This window comes from Halopolyspora algeriensis (genome assembly GCF_003337235.1).
Lineage (GTDB): Bacteria > Actinomycetota > Actinomycetes > Mycobacteriales > Pseudonocardiaceae > Haloactinomyces > Haloactinomyces algeriensis.
Genome location: NZ_QPJC01000002.1, coordinates 585,735 through 600,290, shown reverse-complemented (window position 1 = coordinate 600,290; position 14,556 = coordinate 585,735). Strand labels below are relative to the sequence as shown.

General features: G+C 67.8%; 13 protein-coding genes. 8 read left to right on the top strand and 5 right to left on the bottom strand.

Going from position 1 to position 14,556, the window contains the following annotated elements:
* Nucleotides 1-634 precede the first annotated feature (634 nt).
* Genes DFQ14_RS06050 through DFQ14_RS06030 form a run of 5 tightly spaced genes read left to right on the top strand, consistent with a single transcriptional unit; the run spans nucleotide 635 to nucleotide 6,944 of the window.
* Nucleotides 635-1,867 (top strand): sarcosine oxidase subunit beta family protein, encoded by a 1,233-nt coding sequence (locus tag DFQ14_RS06050; RefSeq protein WP_114452030.1) that lies wholly within the window; start codon nucleotides 635-637, stop codon nucleotides 1,865-1,867.
* Nucleotides 1,868-1,884: 17 nt separating this feature from the next.
* A complete protein-coding gene (locus DFQ14_RS06045; RefSeq protein WP_114452029.1) occupies nucleotides 1,885-2,163 on the top strand; it encodes a sarcosine oxidase subunit delta in 279 nt (92 codons plus the stop codon).
* Nucleotides 2,160-5,003, top strand: coding sequence for a sarcosine oxidase subunit alpha family protein (locus tag DFQ14_RS06040; protein WP_114452028.1), 2,844 nt, complete (start codon nucleotides 2,160-2,162; stop codon nucleotides 5,001-5,003). The genes DFQ14_RS06045 and DFQ14_RS06040 overlap by 4 nt, the downstream gene beginning before the upstream one ends.
* Entirely contained in the window at nucleotides 4,996-5,592 is a 597-nt protein-coding gene (locus DFQ14_RS06035; protein ID WP_114452027.1) for a sarcosine oxidase subunit gamma, read from the top strand. Before DFQ14_RS06040 ends, DFQ14_RS06035 begins: the two co-directional genes overlap by 8 nt.
* The gene (locus tag DFQ14_RS06030) at nucleotides 5,589-6,944 is read left to right on the top strand and encodes an L-serine ammonia-lyase (RefSeq protein WP_114452026.1); all 1,356 of its coding nucleotides are present in this window, start codon (nucleotides 5,589-5,591) and stop codon (nucleotides 6,942-6,944) included. The genes DFQ14_RS06035 and DFQ14_RS06030 overlap by 4 nt, the downstream gene beginning before the upstream one ends.
* Nucleotides 6,945-6,982: 38 nt before the next feature.
* Here DFQ14_RS06030 and DFQ14_RS06025 read toward each other — a convergent pair whose 3' ends face one another.
* The 3 genes from DFQ14_RS06025 to DFQ14_RS06015 all read right to left on the bottom strand — a co-directional run bounded on the left by DFQ14_RS06025 (nucleotide 6,983) and on the right by DFQ14_RS06015 (nucleotide 9,198).
* Nucleotides 6,983-7,498 (bottom strand): ATP-binding protein, encoded by a 516-nt coding sequence (locus DFQ14_RS06025; protein ID WP_114452169.1) that lies wholly within the window; start codon nucleotides 7,496-7,498, stop codon nucleotides 6,983-6,985.
* A 285-nt stretch (nucleotides 7,499-7,783) separates the two neighbouring features.
* Nucleotides 7,784-8,362: a hemerythrin domain-containing protein gene (locus tag DFQ14_RS06020; protein ID WP_114452025.1), complete on the bottom strand. Its 579-nt coding sequence runs from the start codon at nucleotides 8,360-8,362 to the stop codon at nucleotides 7,784-7,786.
* An 86-nt stretch (nucleotides 8,363-8,448) separates the two neighbouring features.
* Nucleotides 8,449-9,198, bottom strand: a complete 750-nt coding sequence (locus tag DFQ14_RS06015) for an acetate uptake transporter (protein ID WP_114452024.1) — start codon at nucleotides 9,196-9,198, stop codon at nucleotides 8,449-8,451.
* 378 nt (nucleotides 9,199-9,576) lie between these two features.
* On the opposite strand from DFQ14_RS06015, the gene DFQ14_RS22000 reads away from it, so the two are divergent.
* The 3 genes from DFQ14_RS22000 (at nucleotide 9,577) to DFQ14_RS06005 (ending at nucleotide 10,978) form a co-directional block, all read left to right on the top strand.
* Complete coding sequence (locus DFQ14_RS22000; RefSeq protein ID WP_170206302.1) at nucleotides 9,577-9,738, top strand: hypothetical protein; 162 nt, start codon at nucleotides 9,577-9,579, stop codon at nucleotides 9,736-9,738.
* A gap of 116 nt (nucleotides 9,739-9,854) precedes the next feature.
* Nucleotides 9,855-10,136, top strand: a complete 282-nt coding sequence (locus DFQ14_RS06010) for a hypothetical protein (protein WP_114452023.1) — start codon at nucleotides 9,855-9,857, stop codon at nucleotides 10,134-10,136.
* A gap of 101 nt (nucleotides 10,137-10,237) precedes the next feature.
* Nucleotides 10,238-10,978, top strand: a complete 741-nt coding sequence (locus DFQ14_RS06005; protein WP_114452022.1) for a DUF2267 domain-containing protein — start codon at nucleotides 10,238-10,240, stop codon at nucleotides 10,976-10,978.
* A 42-nt stretch (nucleotides 10,979-11,020) separates the two neighbouring features.
* On the opposite strand, the gene DFQ14_RS06000 is transcribed toward DFQ14_RS06005, so the two are convergent.
* Nucleotides 11,021-12,286 carry an ATP-grasp domain-containing protein gene (locus tag DFQ14_RS06000; protein WP_114452021.1) on the bottom strand — a complete coding sequence of 422 codons (1,266 nt, stop codon included), beginning with the start codon at nucleotides 12,284-12,286 and terminating at the stop codon, nucleotides 11,021-11,023.
* Nucleotides 12,287-12,482: 196 nt separating this feature from the next.
* Nucleotides 12,483-14,507, bottom strand: coding sequence for a CocE/NonD family hydrolase (locus tag DFQ14_RS05995; protein WP_114452020.1), 2,025 nt, complete (start codon nucleotides 14,505-14,507; stop codon nucleotides 12,483-12,485).
* Nucleotides 14,508-14,556: the final 49 nt, after the last annotated feature.

Sequence of the window (14,556 nt, the reverse complement as noted above, 5' to 3'; positions counted from 1 at the left end):
AGGCTGATCATTCGAGCGAAAGAACCAGATCAAAGACTGAGAAAGCGCTCGGCTCGCCCGCGGTGTGTGCCACCCGCCGGTGAGTCGAGCGTTCGATTCACGGCCCGCACCACGACGCCGAGTCGTGGTGCGGGCCGTACTCGTGTGGTGACCGGTGCGCACGGGGGGTGGGGCCCCGCGCGCACCGGAGTTTGTTGCGGCGATGCCGTACCGGAGCGCTGCGCTGTTCGACCGGCGGAAAACCGTGCGAAGGAGCCGGCGTCGTCAGCGCGCAGAGTCCCGGCCATTGCCACCTGCGGCGGCGGCACGTCGCAGCGTATCCCGGGGAATTTTGTTTTGCAACTCTGTTGCTTCACATGAAACTGGTCCGATCGCGGTATCAGGGCACAAGATGGCCCGTGTCCCCGCGTCGCATCGGGGCGTGGTCAGAACCGGGGGAAGAAAGGGGGTTCCCCTGTGGTATGTGCCCGTGTGTGAGCTGCGATGCGGGGCTCCCGCCCCCTGTTGTGAGAGGTCGACACTTCCGACTCGAAAAATTAACCGCAACAGTGTTGCTTTGAGTGAAACGCTGGGGCATGCTGTGGCTCACACCTGAAAACGCTCGATGTTTCCTCCTCGATGAACGGAGGTTGCGATGGCACCGCGCACTCCCGGCGCCGACTTGCCGGAGCATCCGGATTGGCTGTGGCATTCGCCGGATCCGAAGCCGTCGTATGACGTGGTGATCGTCGGTGGTGGCGGACACGGTCTGGCCACCGCGTACTACCTTGCGGTCAACCACGGGATCACCAACGTGGCCGTGCTGGAACGTGGCTGGCTGGCCGGCGGCAACATGGCCAGGAACACCACGATCATCCGCTCGAACTACCTGTGGGACGAAAGCGCGGGGCTGTACGAGCACGCGCTGAAGCTGTGGGAAGGACTGGAGGACGAACTCGACTACCCGCTGCTGTTCAGCCAGCGCGGGGTGCTGAACCTGGCCCATTCCCTGCAGGAAGTGCGCGACGGGGTGCGCCGGGTCAACGCCAACAGGCTCAACGGCATCGACGCCGAATGGCTCGACCCGCACCAAGTCGCCGAGATCTGCCCGATCCTGAACACCTCGCCAGACCTGCGCTATCCCGTGCTGGGCGCAACCTGGCAGCCGCGGGCGGGCATCGCCAAACACGACCACGTCGCCTGGGCCTTCGCTCGCGCGTTGGACCGGATGGGTGTCGATCTCATCCAGGGCTGCGAGGTCACCGGATTCGAACGGGTCGGTGACCGCGTGGTGGGGGTGAACACCAGCCGGGGTCCGATCCGGGCGGGCAAGGTGGCGCTGGCTGCGGCCGGGCACACCTCGGTGCTGGCCGACACGCTCGGCCTGCGGTTGCCGATCCAGAGCCACCCGCTGCAGGCGCTGGTCTCCGAGCTGTTGGAGCCGGTGCACCCGACCGTGGTGATGTCGAATTCGGTGCACGTCTACGTCAGCCAGGCCCACAAGGGCGAGCTGGTGCTCGGCGCGGGCATCGATGCCCACAACTCCTACAGCCAACGCGGAGCGTTTCACACGATCGAGCGGGAGATGACCGCGGCGGTGGAGCTGTTCCCGATGTTCGCCCGCGCCCATGTGCTGCGCACCTGGGGTGGTGTCGTCGACGTGACCCCGGACGCCTCGGCGATCATGGGGCTCACGCCCTTCGAGGGACTGTACGTCAACTGTGGCTGGGGCACCGGCGGGTTCAAGTCCACCCCGGGTGTGGGCTGGTGCTACGCGCACACCATCGCCTGCGACGAGCCACATCCGCTCAACGCTCCCTTCTCCCTGGAACGTTTCACCACCGGCGCGCTGGTCGACGAGCACGGCGCCGCCGGGGTCGCTCACTGATACGAGGAGATCGCGCCATGATGCTCATTCCCTGCCCGTGGTGCGGGCCGCGCAACGAGATCGAGTTCCACTACGGCGGCCAGGCCGACGTGCACTACCCGTCCGACCCCCGGTCGACCTCCGATGAGGACTGGGCGCACTTCCTGTTCTTCCGGGACAACCCCAAAGGCGTGTTCACCGAGCGGTGGTCGCATGCGGCCGGGTGCCGGCGCTGGTTCACCGTGCACCGGGACACCGTCACCAACGAGATTCACCCCGACGACAGTGCGAGCGCAGCAAGGACGGTGACGAGGTGAGTAACGAGTTCAGGCTTGCCGACCGCGGCCGGATCGACCGCGACCGCCCGATTCGGTTCCGCTTCGACGGTGGCGACTACGAGGGCTACCAGGGCGACACCCTCGCCTCGGCGCTGCTGGCCAACGGCATCCACCAGGTCGCCACCAGCATCAAACACGGCCGCCCGCGCGGCATCATGGCCGCAGGCGCGGAAGAACCCAACGCGCTGGTGCAGATCGAGCGGCCGTTTCCGGAGCCGATGCTGACCGCGACCACGGTCGAGTTGCGCGAGGGCCTGCAGGCCAGCGGACTTCCCGGACGGGGGCAGCTGTCCACCGGGGACGATCCCGCGCGCTACGACACCATGCACGCGCACTGCGACGTGCTGGTGGTCGGAGCCGGGCCGGCCGGGCTGGCCGCCGCGCTGAGCGCGGCCCGCAGCGGGGCACGGGTGATCGTCGCCGAGGCCGACACCGAGTTCGGTGGCAGCCTGCTGGGCAGTGGTGAAACCCTCGACCGGGCCCCGGGGACCGAGTGGGTACGGCGTGCGACCGCAGAGCTCGCTGCCTGCCCCGAGGTGCGCCTGCTGCCGCGCACCACCGTGTTCGGCCACTACGACGACAACTACCTCGTCGCACTCGAACATCGAGGCGAGCAGGCGCACAGCCGTCAGCGGGTCTGGCGGATGCGGGCCCGCGAGGTCGTGCTGGCCACCGGCTCGCACGAGCGCCCGCTGGTGTTCGCAGGCAACGACCGCCCCGGCACGATGCTGGCCGGATCCGCCCGGACCTACCTCAACCGCTACGCGGTTCGGCCCGGCAACCGGGCGGTCGTGTTCACCACCAACGACAGTGCCTACGCCGCGGCGATCGACCTCGCGGACGCGGGTGTGGAGATCGCCGCCATCGTCGATGCCCGCGAGGTCGTCTCGACCCACTGGGCCTCGCTGTGCATCGAGCGCGGCATCACCATCCATGCCGACACCGCTGTGGTCAGCACCTCCGGTACCGATCGGGTCTCCAGCGCGCACCTGTGCAGCCTGCGATCCGACGGCAGCCGCACCCCGAGCGTGCGGCAGGTGGTCGGCTGCGATCTGTTGCTCGTCTCGGGTGGGTGGAACCCGGCCGTGCACCTGCATAGCCAGGCTCGGGGTTCGCTGCGGTTTTCCGAGGACATCGGCGCGTTCGTGCCCGAACAGGATGTTCGGTCGGTGCGGTCGGCCGGGGCCGCTGCGGGACTGTTCGCCACGTCGGAGTCCCTGCGCAGCGGTGCCGAGGCGGGCAGGGATGCGGCCCGTGCTGCCGGTTTCGACGCCGAACCGGGGCGGTTGCCCCGCGCGGAGAAGGCTCCTGTCCTGGCGAGCAGGAGCGTGTGGCTGTTGCCGAGCCCTGCGGACTCCGATGGCTCCACCCGGTTCGTCGATCTCGCGCGGGATGTCACGGTCGCCGACATCCGCAAGGCCACCCGGGCGGGGATGGACTCGGTGGAGCACGTCAAGCGCTACACCACGCTCGGCACCGCCCATGACCAGGGCAAGACCTCGGGGACGCTGTCCACCGGAGTCATCGCCGAGATGCTGGGACGGGATGTCGCCGAACTCGGCACGACGACGTTCCGCGCGCCGTACACGCCGGTGACCTTCGCCGCGCTGGCCGGCCGCGACCGCGGGGACCTGTACGACCCGGTGCGGGTGACGGCCATGCACGACTGGCACGTGGAACACGGCGCACCGTTCGAGAACGTCGGCCAGTGGAAGCGCCCGTGGTACTACCCCCGTCCCGGTGAGGACATGGAGACCGCGGTGCTGCGCGAATGCCGCGCGGCCCGGGAGAGCGTGGGCATCCAGGACGTCTCCACCCTCGGCAAGATCGACGTGCAGGGGCCGGACGCGGCCGAGTTCCTGGATCTGGTCTACACGAACATGATGAGCACGCTCAAGGTCGGCCGGATCCGCTACGGGGTGATGTGCACCGCCGACGGGATGGTCTTCGACGACGGCACCGTCACGCGCACCGACGAGCAGCGCTACCTGATCAGCACCACCTCCGGCAACGCCGCCGGTGTGCTGGCGCACCTGGAGGACTGGCTGCAGACCGAGTGGCCGCACCTGCGGGTGTATCTGACCTCGGTGACCGAGCAGTGGGCCACCATCGCCTTGGTCGGGCCGGATTCACGGCAGGTGTTGTCCCGCGTGGCAAGCGGGATCGAGGTGGGCAACGACAGCTTCCCGTTCATGTCCTTCCGCGACGGGCTCGTGGCCGGGCGGCGGGCGCGGGTGTGCCGGATCAGCTTCTCCGGGGAGCTGGCCTTCGAGATCAACGTGCCCTGGTGGTACGGCCGCGAGGTCTGGGAAGCCCTCCACGAGGCCGGGCAGCCGTTCGGCATCACCCCGTACGGCACCGAGACCATGCACGTGCTGCGCGCGGAGAAGGGCTTTCCCATCGTCGGCCAGGACACCGACGGCACCATCACCCCCGATGACCTCGGCATGAGCTGGGCGGTGTCGAAGAAGAAGACCGACTTCCTCGGGAAACGCTCCTTCAGCAGGGCCGATACCGCCCGCACCGACCGCAAGCAGCTCGTCGGACTGCTGCCCGCCGACGAGAACCTGGTGCTTCCAGAGGGCTCGCAGCTGGTGGACACCGCCGAGCTGCCGGAACCCCCGGTGCCGATGCTCGGCCACGTCACCTCCAGCTACCGCAGCGCCGCCCTGGATCGGGGCTTCGCACTGGCCGTGGTCAAGGCCGGCCGCGACCGCATCGGCGAGACGATCTACAGCCCCGTCGGCGACCGGCTCGCCGCGGTCACCATCACCGAGCCCGTCTTCTACGACAAGGAAGGAGCCCGCCGCGATGGCTGAGCCCTACGCCGAATCCCCGCTGGCCACCTACACCGAGGTGCTGTCCCGGCACTCGGTACCGGGACGCATCGACATCGCCGAGAGGCCGTTCGTCGCACAGGTCGATGTGCGGGTGGATCCCAAGAGCCCGGCCGCGGAGCGCATCGGCACCGCGCTCGGGGCGATGCTGCCCAACCAGCCCGGCGAGGTCGCGGTCGCCGGTGAGCTGTCCGTGCTGTGGCTGGGTCCGGACGAGTGGCTGATCCTGGGGCCCGAGGGCAGCCAGGAGACCATCCAGGACACGGTGAACGCCGCGCTGGACGGGGACCACGCGGCAGTGGTGGACGTCTCGGCGAACCGCACGATCCTCAGCATCACGGGACCGAAGACCCGCGAACTGTTGAACAAGGGGTGTGCGCTCGATCTGCATCCCCGCAGCTTCGCCGTCGACCGGTGCGCGCAGACCATGCTGGCCCGTGCCGGGGTTATCCTGGTGTGCCGCGACACGCAGCTACCGAGCTACTGGGTGATCGTGCGTTCCTCCTTCGCCAGGTATGTTGCGGACTGGCTGGCCGACGCCGCGGTTGAGTACGGGAGTGGTAGCGGATGACCGTCAGTGTCTTCGATCTCTTCTCGATCGGCATCGGCCCGTCGAGTTCGCACACGGTCGGCCCGATGCGGGCGGCGATGCTGTTCACCGGAAAGGTGCGCGACGCAGGCCTGTTGCCCGAGGTCGTCTGCGTCAAGGCGGAACTGTTCGGGTCACTGGGCGCGACCGGGCACGGACACGGCAGTCCGAAGGCGGTGCTGCTGGGTCTGGAAGGGCACCGCCCGGAATCGGTCGATCCGGCGGCGGTGGCCGACCGTCTCGACGAGATCCGAGCCACGAACCGGATCCGGCTGGACGGCACGCACGAGATCGATTTCTCGGCCGACCGTGACCTGGTGATGCATCGGCGTCGATCGCTGCCGGTGCATCCCAACGGGATGCGGTTTTCGGCCACCGACGGTGCCGGTGGCGAGCTGCTCGCGGCGGTGTACTACTCGGTGGGCGGGGGGTTCGTCGTCGACGAGGAGGCCTCCGGCACCGACCGGATCAAGCCCGATGCCACCGAGGTGGCCTACCCGTTCGCCACGAGTGCCCGGTTGATGGAGCGGGTGGCCGAGTCCGGCCTGCCGGTCAGCGGGGTGATGCTGGCCAACGAGTGCTCGTGGCGTGACGAGGACTCGGTGCGTGGCGAACTGATCCGCATCTGGCAGGTGATGCGCGAGTGCGTCGAGGCCGGGTGCACCAACATCGGGGAGTTGCCGGGCGGGCTGAATGTGGCCCGCCGGGCGGCCGTGCTGCGCAACAAGTTGACCGAGGCCGATGACCCGATGGAATGGGTCACGCTGTACGCGATGGCGGTCAACGAGGAAAACGCCGCCGGTGGCCGGGTGGTCACGGCACCGACCAACGGGGCGGCCGGCATCATCCCGGCGGTGCTGCACTACTACTGGCATTTCGTGCCCGGTGCCGATGCCGACGGTGTGGTGCGGTTCTTGCTGGCCGCCGGTGCGGTGGGAGCGCTGTTCAAGGAGAACGCCTCGATCTCCGGGGCCGAGGTCGGGTGCCAGGGCGAGGTCGGTTCGGCGTGTTCGATGGCCGCGGCCGGCCTGGCCGAGGTGCTCGGCGGCACGCCGCAGCAGGTGGAAAACGCCGCCGAGATCGCCATGGAACACAATCTCGGGTTGACCTGCGACCCGATCGGCGGGCTGGTGCAGATCCCGTGCATCGAGCGCAACGCGGTGGCCGCGGTCCAGGCGATCACCGCGGCACGGATGGCACTGCGCGGCGACGGCAACCACTACGTGTCGCTGGACAAGGTCATCGCCACCATGCGCGCCACCGGCAAGGACATGAAGGTCAAGTACAAGGAAACCGCCCGCGGCGGCCTGGCCGTCAACCTCATCGAATGCTGACCGTGCTGCCGCGGTCCTGACCCCGGAACGGGCCGTGACTACGACGGCCCGTCGGGGGAGAGCTGACTCAGCCCGCTCAGCAGTCGCTGGATGACCCGCGGGTCCACTTCGGCGGTGTCGTCGGTCATCCGCGCGGCGGCTTCCGACCTCCTCGGCTCGCGCCGGGGCAGTGGCACCTCCGAGGCGGTGGTGCCCGCGGGAAGCGGTAGTTCGCACCACATGAGCGTGCCCTGGTTCTCCAGGGTGATGAGGTCGGTGCGGCCGTATTCCAGCGTGGGCACGGCAGGAGCTCGCTCCAGCCGGTCGCTTTCGATCTCGATCATCAGGGAGCCGCCGTGCAGCCGTAGCCGCACCGAGAGAAAGCCCGGTGACTGCGGATCGGCGCTGCCGAGCACCGCCTCGATCAACTGCCTGGCCGCGTGCGCGGCATCCTCGGCCAGCGAGCGCAGGGACCACTCGGTGAGTGTGAAGCGCGCGAAGAGTTCGGTGCAATTCAAAGCACTGGGCAGCGCCACGAGGCGGAGTTCGTCGAACTGGGCGGTCTCGGCGTTCACCAGGATCCCTCCTTCGTATACGGCCGGGCGAGCGATGATCATCAACCCGAGGGCCGTATCTTGCCAAATCCGGGTGAGGGCCGATTCTGTCGGGGTTGGACAGTGGCATGCGCGCTGCGTCCGATTGCCTGCCGTGCCGACAGGTGGAACCGGCCGATGTGGTGACCGGTCACCGGCAGGTGGCGCCGGGGCATCGTGCGGGCGGGGGGAGCGCACTCGGTGCCGGCTCGCCCGTCGCCCGAGGTCCGCACCGGCGGGCCACAGGGGTCCGCCGGTGCGGGCGGGTCATCGGTTGCGGCCGGAGAGCGCGTCCCGGAGACGGTCGATCATGCCGGCGCCGGGATCGAGGATCATGTTGGCGGGTGGTGTGTCCGGTGCCGTGGGGTGAGGACGTGTCGGCGCCGAGCTCTTGGCCATCATGACCTTCTTGCCCAGGTCGTCGAGCTCGTCGGCTGTGCACGCCTCGGACAGCCGTGGCAGCAGGTCCCGTTCCTCCTCCTCGATGTGGTGCCGGATATCGGTGATCAACTTACCGGTCATGCGGTCGAACTCCGGATCATCCTCCTCGGTGGCTTCGAGCTGTTTCATCAGTTGCTCGGCCTCGGCGTGCTCCTCGACCTCGCGGTCGGCGACGTGGTCTCCATCGGAGAGCTTCTCCCGCGCGGCGGGGTAGAGGTACTGCTCTTCGGCCACGGAGTGCCGCACCAGCTCGGTGATCACGTGCTCCACGAGCTGCCTGCGGTGCTCGTCCGAGCCGCTTCCTGTCTCCAGCTGGCCGAACACCTCGTCCACGGCCCGGTGATCGGCGATGATGACGTCGACCAGACTCTGGCGCTGGGTACTCGGTCCTTCGGGTGTGGCCATTGCTGCTCCTTGTCCTCGCTGGAATCACGCGTCGGCGGTCCGGAGCCTCGCTGGTCCCGGACCGCCTCCACGAGAGGGATCGGCGGTTACTGGCCGACCTTCACGCCCGGTTCGCCGGACTCGTACTGGATGCGCTGCTGCGGGATCTCACCCGGAACGTTGCTCTGCTTGTCGGGCTTGCCCATCGGCAGGATCACCCGGCCGTAGGTGGCCTGCAGCATCATGGCGGTGGCGGTGTACCACGCCAGGCAGGCCGAGGCGATCAGGATGACGGCACCTGCGGTCTCCACGGCTCCCGCCTGCGTGATCAAGCCGATCGCGAGCACCGTCGCACCGGCCGCCAGGGTGAGAAGTACCGCGGACACGGCGAGGTTCTCGGCCATCGCGGCGAACGCCGTCGCCCAGGTGATGGCGGCCAGGACGATGAACCAGTACCCGAACGCCACGGCTGCCGTCGTGCTGGTCGAGGGCCCCGGCAGCAATCCCACCGCGATGAAGATGTGGTAGACCCCGTATGCGATCCAGAACGCGCCCCAGCTGCCGTGTGCTGCGGTCGCGACCGCGTCGCGGGCACGGTAGGACCACATTCCGGCGAGGAACTGGGCGATACCACCGATGGCCATCGCGAAGGGGAACAGGATCAACGGTGTGGCCACCGGATTGCCGTACCATCCCGCCAGATTCGCGGAGACCATGAAGGTCGCGGCCGCGAAACCGTACAACCCGAGGACGGAAGGCGCGGCCACCGGCGACAACGAGATCTGTGAATGGTCCTTCCAGAAGGCGAAATCGGAGGAGTCACCACTCTGGGATCGCGCGCTGGCGGCATTGGTCATGACGAAGCCCCTCTTTCTCTCCGTGTGGGGAGACCGGTTCTCACCGGTCGAACTTCGGGGTTGTGGTTGCCGAGGTGTACGAGTTCGGCACGTGCTCACCCCTTTCGTCACAGCTGGTGGTTCACCACCGGCGCCGGTAACGTCCTGTGACTCGGATCCGTGCCTGGCGTACCCGCTTTCGGGGCAGCCAAACCCGCAGTACGGCGAGCGCGGTCCGGGCAAACCCCGACCCTCGCCACAATCCCGCCGCCGACACCGAACACACCGGGTGAGTTGCCCGTCCCCGGCAGGATTAACGACCACGTCATCGTGTCAATCCCTTCTGGAGAAGCGACAACGCAAGCGCGCAGAAACCAGCCTGCATTCGCGGGGGAGACGATGAGTGAACCACCCGAGTCCGAGGATCCCAGCGCGGACACCCCTGAGGACCCACGCCGGCTGCCGGACGACGGATTGGGCCAGAGTCCGGAACTGGAAACGATCGATCTCGACGGTGACGAACCCACCGAACCTGCCGAGCAGGACGAGGACACCCGGTAGTGCCTGCTCCAGCAGGCAGGAGGCCGCCGCTGCGGCAAGAGCCGGCGGCGGGCGGCGCCCGTGTTTGCGGGTGCAACCGGGCGGGCAAACCGTAAGACCCCGAGAGGAGGAGAACGATGGCCGAAGACGTGAAGGTTCTTCAACTCGGAGAGCGGGAATACGCGGCGGAAGTCCACGAAAGCAACCAGACCACCGAACACCGGGTGATGTTCACCCAGGACCTGCTCGATGCGCTGGAGATGCCGGAGCCGGACGAACAGCGCTTCGTCGCCGAGTCCATGAAGTACCTGCTTCAGCGGACCCCGGTCACAGCGCTGCCGCACGACATCGACCTGGAGGGAATCCAAAGCGAGGACCTGGAATTCCTTCCGGAAATGCGAGCACGAATGACCGGGTGAGCGCCCCCGGCAGGGCCGGTCTCGCCGCGTCGCGACCGGCCCCCTGCCGGGGCACCGGACATTCGCGTTGCGACATCGTCTCCGTGCCCTCAGGAGCAGTCATGGTCGCCCAGTACCAACAATTCCTCGACGGTGTACGAACCCATGCCGGACTGTCGGAGACCGAACAGGCACGACAGGCCACGGTGCACGTCATCGAAGCCATGGCCCGGCACCTGGACGGTGTGGACCGGCAGCAACTGGCAACGGGGATTCCGCAGGGATTACGCAGTTCGGTGCGCTGGGACATCGAGAATGCGTCGGCCCACAGTCTCGAGGAGTTCCTCCAGGAGGTCGCTCAGCGGACCGACAGCACGCCGGAACGGTCCCGCTACCTCGTCCAAGGCGTCCTGTCCGCGCTGACCGAGCAGGATCGCGCCCTGGCGGACACGCTGCAACACCGCTTGCCGGACGGGTTCTCCGCGCTGTTCACCGCACCCGGCGGCGGGCCGCCGCCCGACTGGGGCGCGGCCAGTGCCGACGACCGGCCACGGCCCCTGGACGCCGACGAGCTGCAGCGGGCCTTGAATCAGCTCGTGGGGTGGTCCGGCGACACCGAACGCATCAGCCGCGAGGTGACCCTTCCGCCGGAACGGTGGACACCGATATACCGGCAAGTGGAGGCCGCCCAGCAGGAACTCAGCCACCATGCGGCGGTCGAGGAGCGCTCCGACGGCGTGGTGGTGTTCTCGCTGCACACCCGTTCCCTGGGGGCTGTCACGGAACTCGACCTGCAGCTGGCCCGACGGATCGACGCAGCCATCAGTGAGGTGGGCTCCGGCGGGGCCAACAGGGCCCCTTGACAGGGCCCTGCCAAGGGGCCCCGCCGACAGGGCCAGCTACCGTCACTCCTCGAACTCGAAAGCCAGCGCCCGGACGCAGCGCTCGTACTTGTCCTGCAGTTCCTCCTCGTCGCCTGCACCGACGTGGATGACGGCGAGGTTGTAGCTGTAACTGTCCTGACCGGTCAGTTCCGACAAGCGGGTCCCCTGCTGTGCCTCGATTTCCACGTGCACGCCGGGGATGTCGCGTTCGACGGCCGCCACTTCCTCGGAGGTGGGACTGCGGCGCACCAGCGCGTCCTCGGAGAAGCGGCGATAGAACCACTTGGCACCGACCGCGTACGCACCCTGCCTGTGAGGCAGCTGCGGGGTGCGCCCCAAAGCGAGTTGCACCATGCAGTGATGGTTCGGTGCGCCGTCGACCTGCTCGAACAGCATCGCATGGGACTGGGAGTGCCGCGGGTTGATCTCGAGAAGGTTGATGGCACCGTCGGACGGGTCCCAGAAATACTCGATGTTGAACACCGACCTCAGCCCGATCCGGCCGATGATGCGTTTCGACACATCGACGAGGCGCTCGATGACCTGCTCCGGCAGCTTCGACGGGTACTGGTAACGCTGGAACGAGGGGGCGCCCTCGTAGTTGTAGGAGTCGATCACCCCGTAGACATGAATGGTCTCGCCGTCGTTGTACCCCTCGATGGTCACCTGCTGCCCGGACACGGATTCCTCGGCCAGACAGGCCTGGCCGCCGACCTCGGCGATTTCCGGGGGCAACTCGAGATGCGAGAGCGCGAAGTCGAACGGTGACCCCACCCGGCCGATACCCGCGCGAATCTCACCGAGGGCCTCCCGGAGCTGTTGATCGTCCTCGACCAGGAACGCCAGTTCCGAGGAGAACGCCTTCACCGGCTTGACCCACATCGGGTAGCGGAGACTGTCCGGCGCGGTCTCGTCGTCGAGTCCCACCAGTGCGAACGGCGGATACTCCTCGATCGATCGCTGCTGTTCCAGCCGGCTCCAGTACTTGTGCTCGCACTTCAGCACGGCCTCCAGGCTCGCACTCGGCAGGCCCCGGTTGTGACACAGGATGGGCACCATCGTGCTCACCGGGAAATCCCAGTATCCGACAATGGCATCCACGGTGCCGTCGAAGGAATCCAGTTCCTGCTCGGCCTTGTCGAGCATCTCGGCCAGATGGATCTCTCCGCGGATCAGTTCGTCGACGCTGAGCAGGGGGTGGAAGCGAAATTGCTCGGCATGGGGCAGGGATTCCAGTGTCCTGCGGTTCTCGTCGTCAAGTCCCAAAACGAAGATGTTCGTGGGCATGTTCCTGCTCCTCCACCCGTTGCCGTGGTAATAGGCGGCGATTCCGCGTCCCCGGCGATCGGCGAAGGCACCGCTGTCGCCGGACGTCTCAGGGCCGGTGGCCGAGGGACGATCTGCGGACGGGCCGCTGCTGCCTCGTCGATTTACCCGGGCGCCGGTGTGCGCAAACCGCGGCCGGCGGGGATCTTTCGCTCGGTCAGACGTGGTCCCGCGGGATTTCCCGGAGCCAGTTCTGCGAGGAGACCCGTCGCCCGTTTTCGAACGCGTCGAGCTGGGCGTGCAGCCGGAATTCGGTCGTGGTCGAATCCAGCACCGTGCGCGTGATCGTCTCGGCCCGCCAGTCGCCGCGGGCGAAGCCCATTTCCCATTCGATTTCGCCGCGCACCGAGCGGAAGTCGTTGCCGACCCAGCGATACCGCTCATAGGCACGCCGGGTGACCTCGAGGTCGATATCGGGGAAATGCACCACTCCGAGGTCCTTGACGACCTCCAGCGCCGATTCGTACTCGACGAGGTCGCGGGAGACGGTCCAGCGCTGTTCCCCGGGACGTACCTGGACGGTGTGCAGCGGCTCTGCACCCTCGGCTTCGCCGAACGTCGGGGTGGGCAACTCGTCGGCCTCTTCGGTCGGACGGATCGGCAGTTGCAGCGAGCTCGCCCCGGTGAACACGGTCAGCTCCACCGGTTCCGGTGGCGGCCACGCCAGGGGCCAGTACGAGGTGGACAGTGCCACCCGGATGCGGTGGCCGGGTGGGAACACCTGAGCCACTCCGTTGAGCTGCACGTGCGCGCGGTAGCGCTCGCCGGGCGTGAGCGTTTCCGGCTTGTCGTGCCCCTGCAGGTGGGTCAGGTTGAGCAGGCCGTAGGTGACACGCGTGGTGCGGCCGTCGGGATTGACGTCGGAGAGCCGTACCGCGACCATCGCCACCGGCCGGCTCACCGTGAACTCCAGGTTCAGCACGGGGCCGCCGAGGATTTCGCACCGCTCGGTGAGGACATCGCTGTCGAAGACCATCGACCCGCCGTCCTCCTCCCGCTGGTCGTAGGGCAGGTCCGGCGGCGCGTTGTACGAGCACCACTTGCCTGCGAACTGACCGACCGACAGGGGGGACTCGAGACGGATCTCCTCGGTCTGCGTGTCCTCATCGGGTTTCTGGATGCGGTGGGGAGCCAGCGGATGGTCGATGCGCTGCACGTGGGGTGAGGGCCAACTCGGTTCTCCGACCCACCGTCCGGGCCGCTCGTGGTAGGCGGTGGAGGGCGGCATGCTCTCCTGCATCCAGGTGTAGAGCATCGGCCCGTCCGTGGCGCCGTTGTCGATGTCCTTGAGCCAGTGATCCCACCAGCGCACCATCTCCTGGAGGAAACCGATGGCCGGACCGGGCTGGCCGAGATGCGGATACTTGTGCGACCAGGGACCGATGAGTCCCTTGCGGGGGGACTGCAGGTTCGCCATGAGACGAAACACCGAGTTCGAATACCCGTCCGCCCAGCCACTGACCGCCATGACGGCGCATTCGACGTCGGAGAAGTCCTCGCAGATCGAGCCGTGCCGCCAGTAGTCGTCCCGCCGCTGGTGACGCAGCCACTCGTCGATCCACAGCCCGCTGTGCTCCAGGCGCTGATGCCACATCTCCCGCCACCGTTCGCCGACCAGCGCGGGATCCGGTGGGGAGGAGTTGTACGCGAACATCGTGGAGGCCCAGGAGAGGTTGTCGCTGAGCAGGCAGCCGCCCATGTAGTGGACATCGTCGCCGTAGCGGTCGTCGCTGGAGGATGCCGTGACGATCGCGTCGAGCCCGGGCGGGCGCCGTGCGGCGACCTGGAGCGCGTTGAAGCCGCCCCAGGAAATCCCCATCATGCCCATGCGCCCGGTGCACCAGGGTTGTTCGGAGATCCAGGCCAGGACGTTTTCGGCATCGACGAACTCCTGTTCCCGGTACTCGTCGGTGAGTACGCCTTCCGAATCGCCGGTGCCGCGCAGATCCACGCGTACACACGCGTAGCCGTGCCCGGCCATGTACGGGTGGTGGATGGAGTCGCGCCGGGCGGTGAGGTCGCGCTTGCGGTACGGGATGAATTCCAGAACGCCCGGAACCGGGTCGTCGTCCGAGGACACCGGTCGCCAGATACGTGCGGCCAGGCGAGTGCCGTCCGGAAGCGGTATCCAGCGGTGCTCCTCTTCCGTGACCGGGTACGGGAAGGACGTGACGGTCCGCATTCGCCTGTTCCTCCTGGTCGGCTCCGGCTGCAGAGTCCCCGCACCGGCG

Bases quoted from the DNA above. Each gene is read 5' to 3' on its own strand.
- DFQ14_RS06020 (WP_114452025.1), bottom strand. From the start codon at position 8,362: ATGGCCACACCCGAAGGACCGAGTACCCAGCGCCAGAGTCTGGTCGAC.
- DFQ14_RS06045 (WP_114452029.1), top strand. From the start codon at position 1,885: ATGATGCTCATTCCCTGCCCGTGGTGCGGGCCGCGCAACGAGATCGAG.
- DFQ14_RS06005 (WP_114452022.1), top strand. From the start codon at position 10,238: ATGGTCGCCCAGTACCAACAATTCCTCGACGGTGTACGAACCCATGCC.
- DFQ14_RS05995 (WP_114452020.1), bottom strand. From the start codon at position 14,507: ATGCGGACCGTCACGTCCTTCCCGTACCCGGTCACGGAAGAGGAGCAC.
- DFQ14_RS06030 (WP_114452026.1), top strand. From the start codon at position 5,589: ATGACCGTCAGTGTCTTCGATCTCTTCTCGATCGGCATCGGCCCGTCG.
- DFQ14_RS06015 (WP_114452024.1), bottom strand. From the start codon at position 9,198: ATGACCAATGCCGCCAGCGCGCGATCCCAGAGTGGTGACTCCTCCGAT.
- DFQ14_RS06050 (WP_114452030.1), top strand. From the start codon at position 635: ATGGCACCGCGCACTCCCGGCGCCGACTTGCCGGAGCATCCGGATTGG.
- DFQ14_RS06035 (WP_114452027.1), top strand. From the start codon at position 4,996: ATGGCTGAGCCCTACGCCGAATCCCCGCTGGCCACCTACACCGAGGTG.
- DFQ14_RS06000 (WP_114452021.1), bottom strand. From the start codon at position 12,286: ATGCCCACGAACATCTTCGTTTTGGGACTTGACGACGAGAACCGCAGG.
- DFQ14_RS22000 (WP_170206302.1), top strand. From the start codon at position 9,577: ATGAGTGAACCACCCGAGTCCGAGGATCCCAGCGCGGACACCCCTGAG.
- DFQ14_RS06010 (WP_114452023.1), top strand. From the start codon at position 9,855: ATGGCCGAAGACGTGAAGGTTCTTCAACTCGGAGAGCGGGAATACGCG.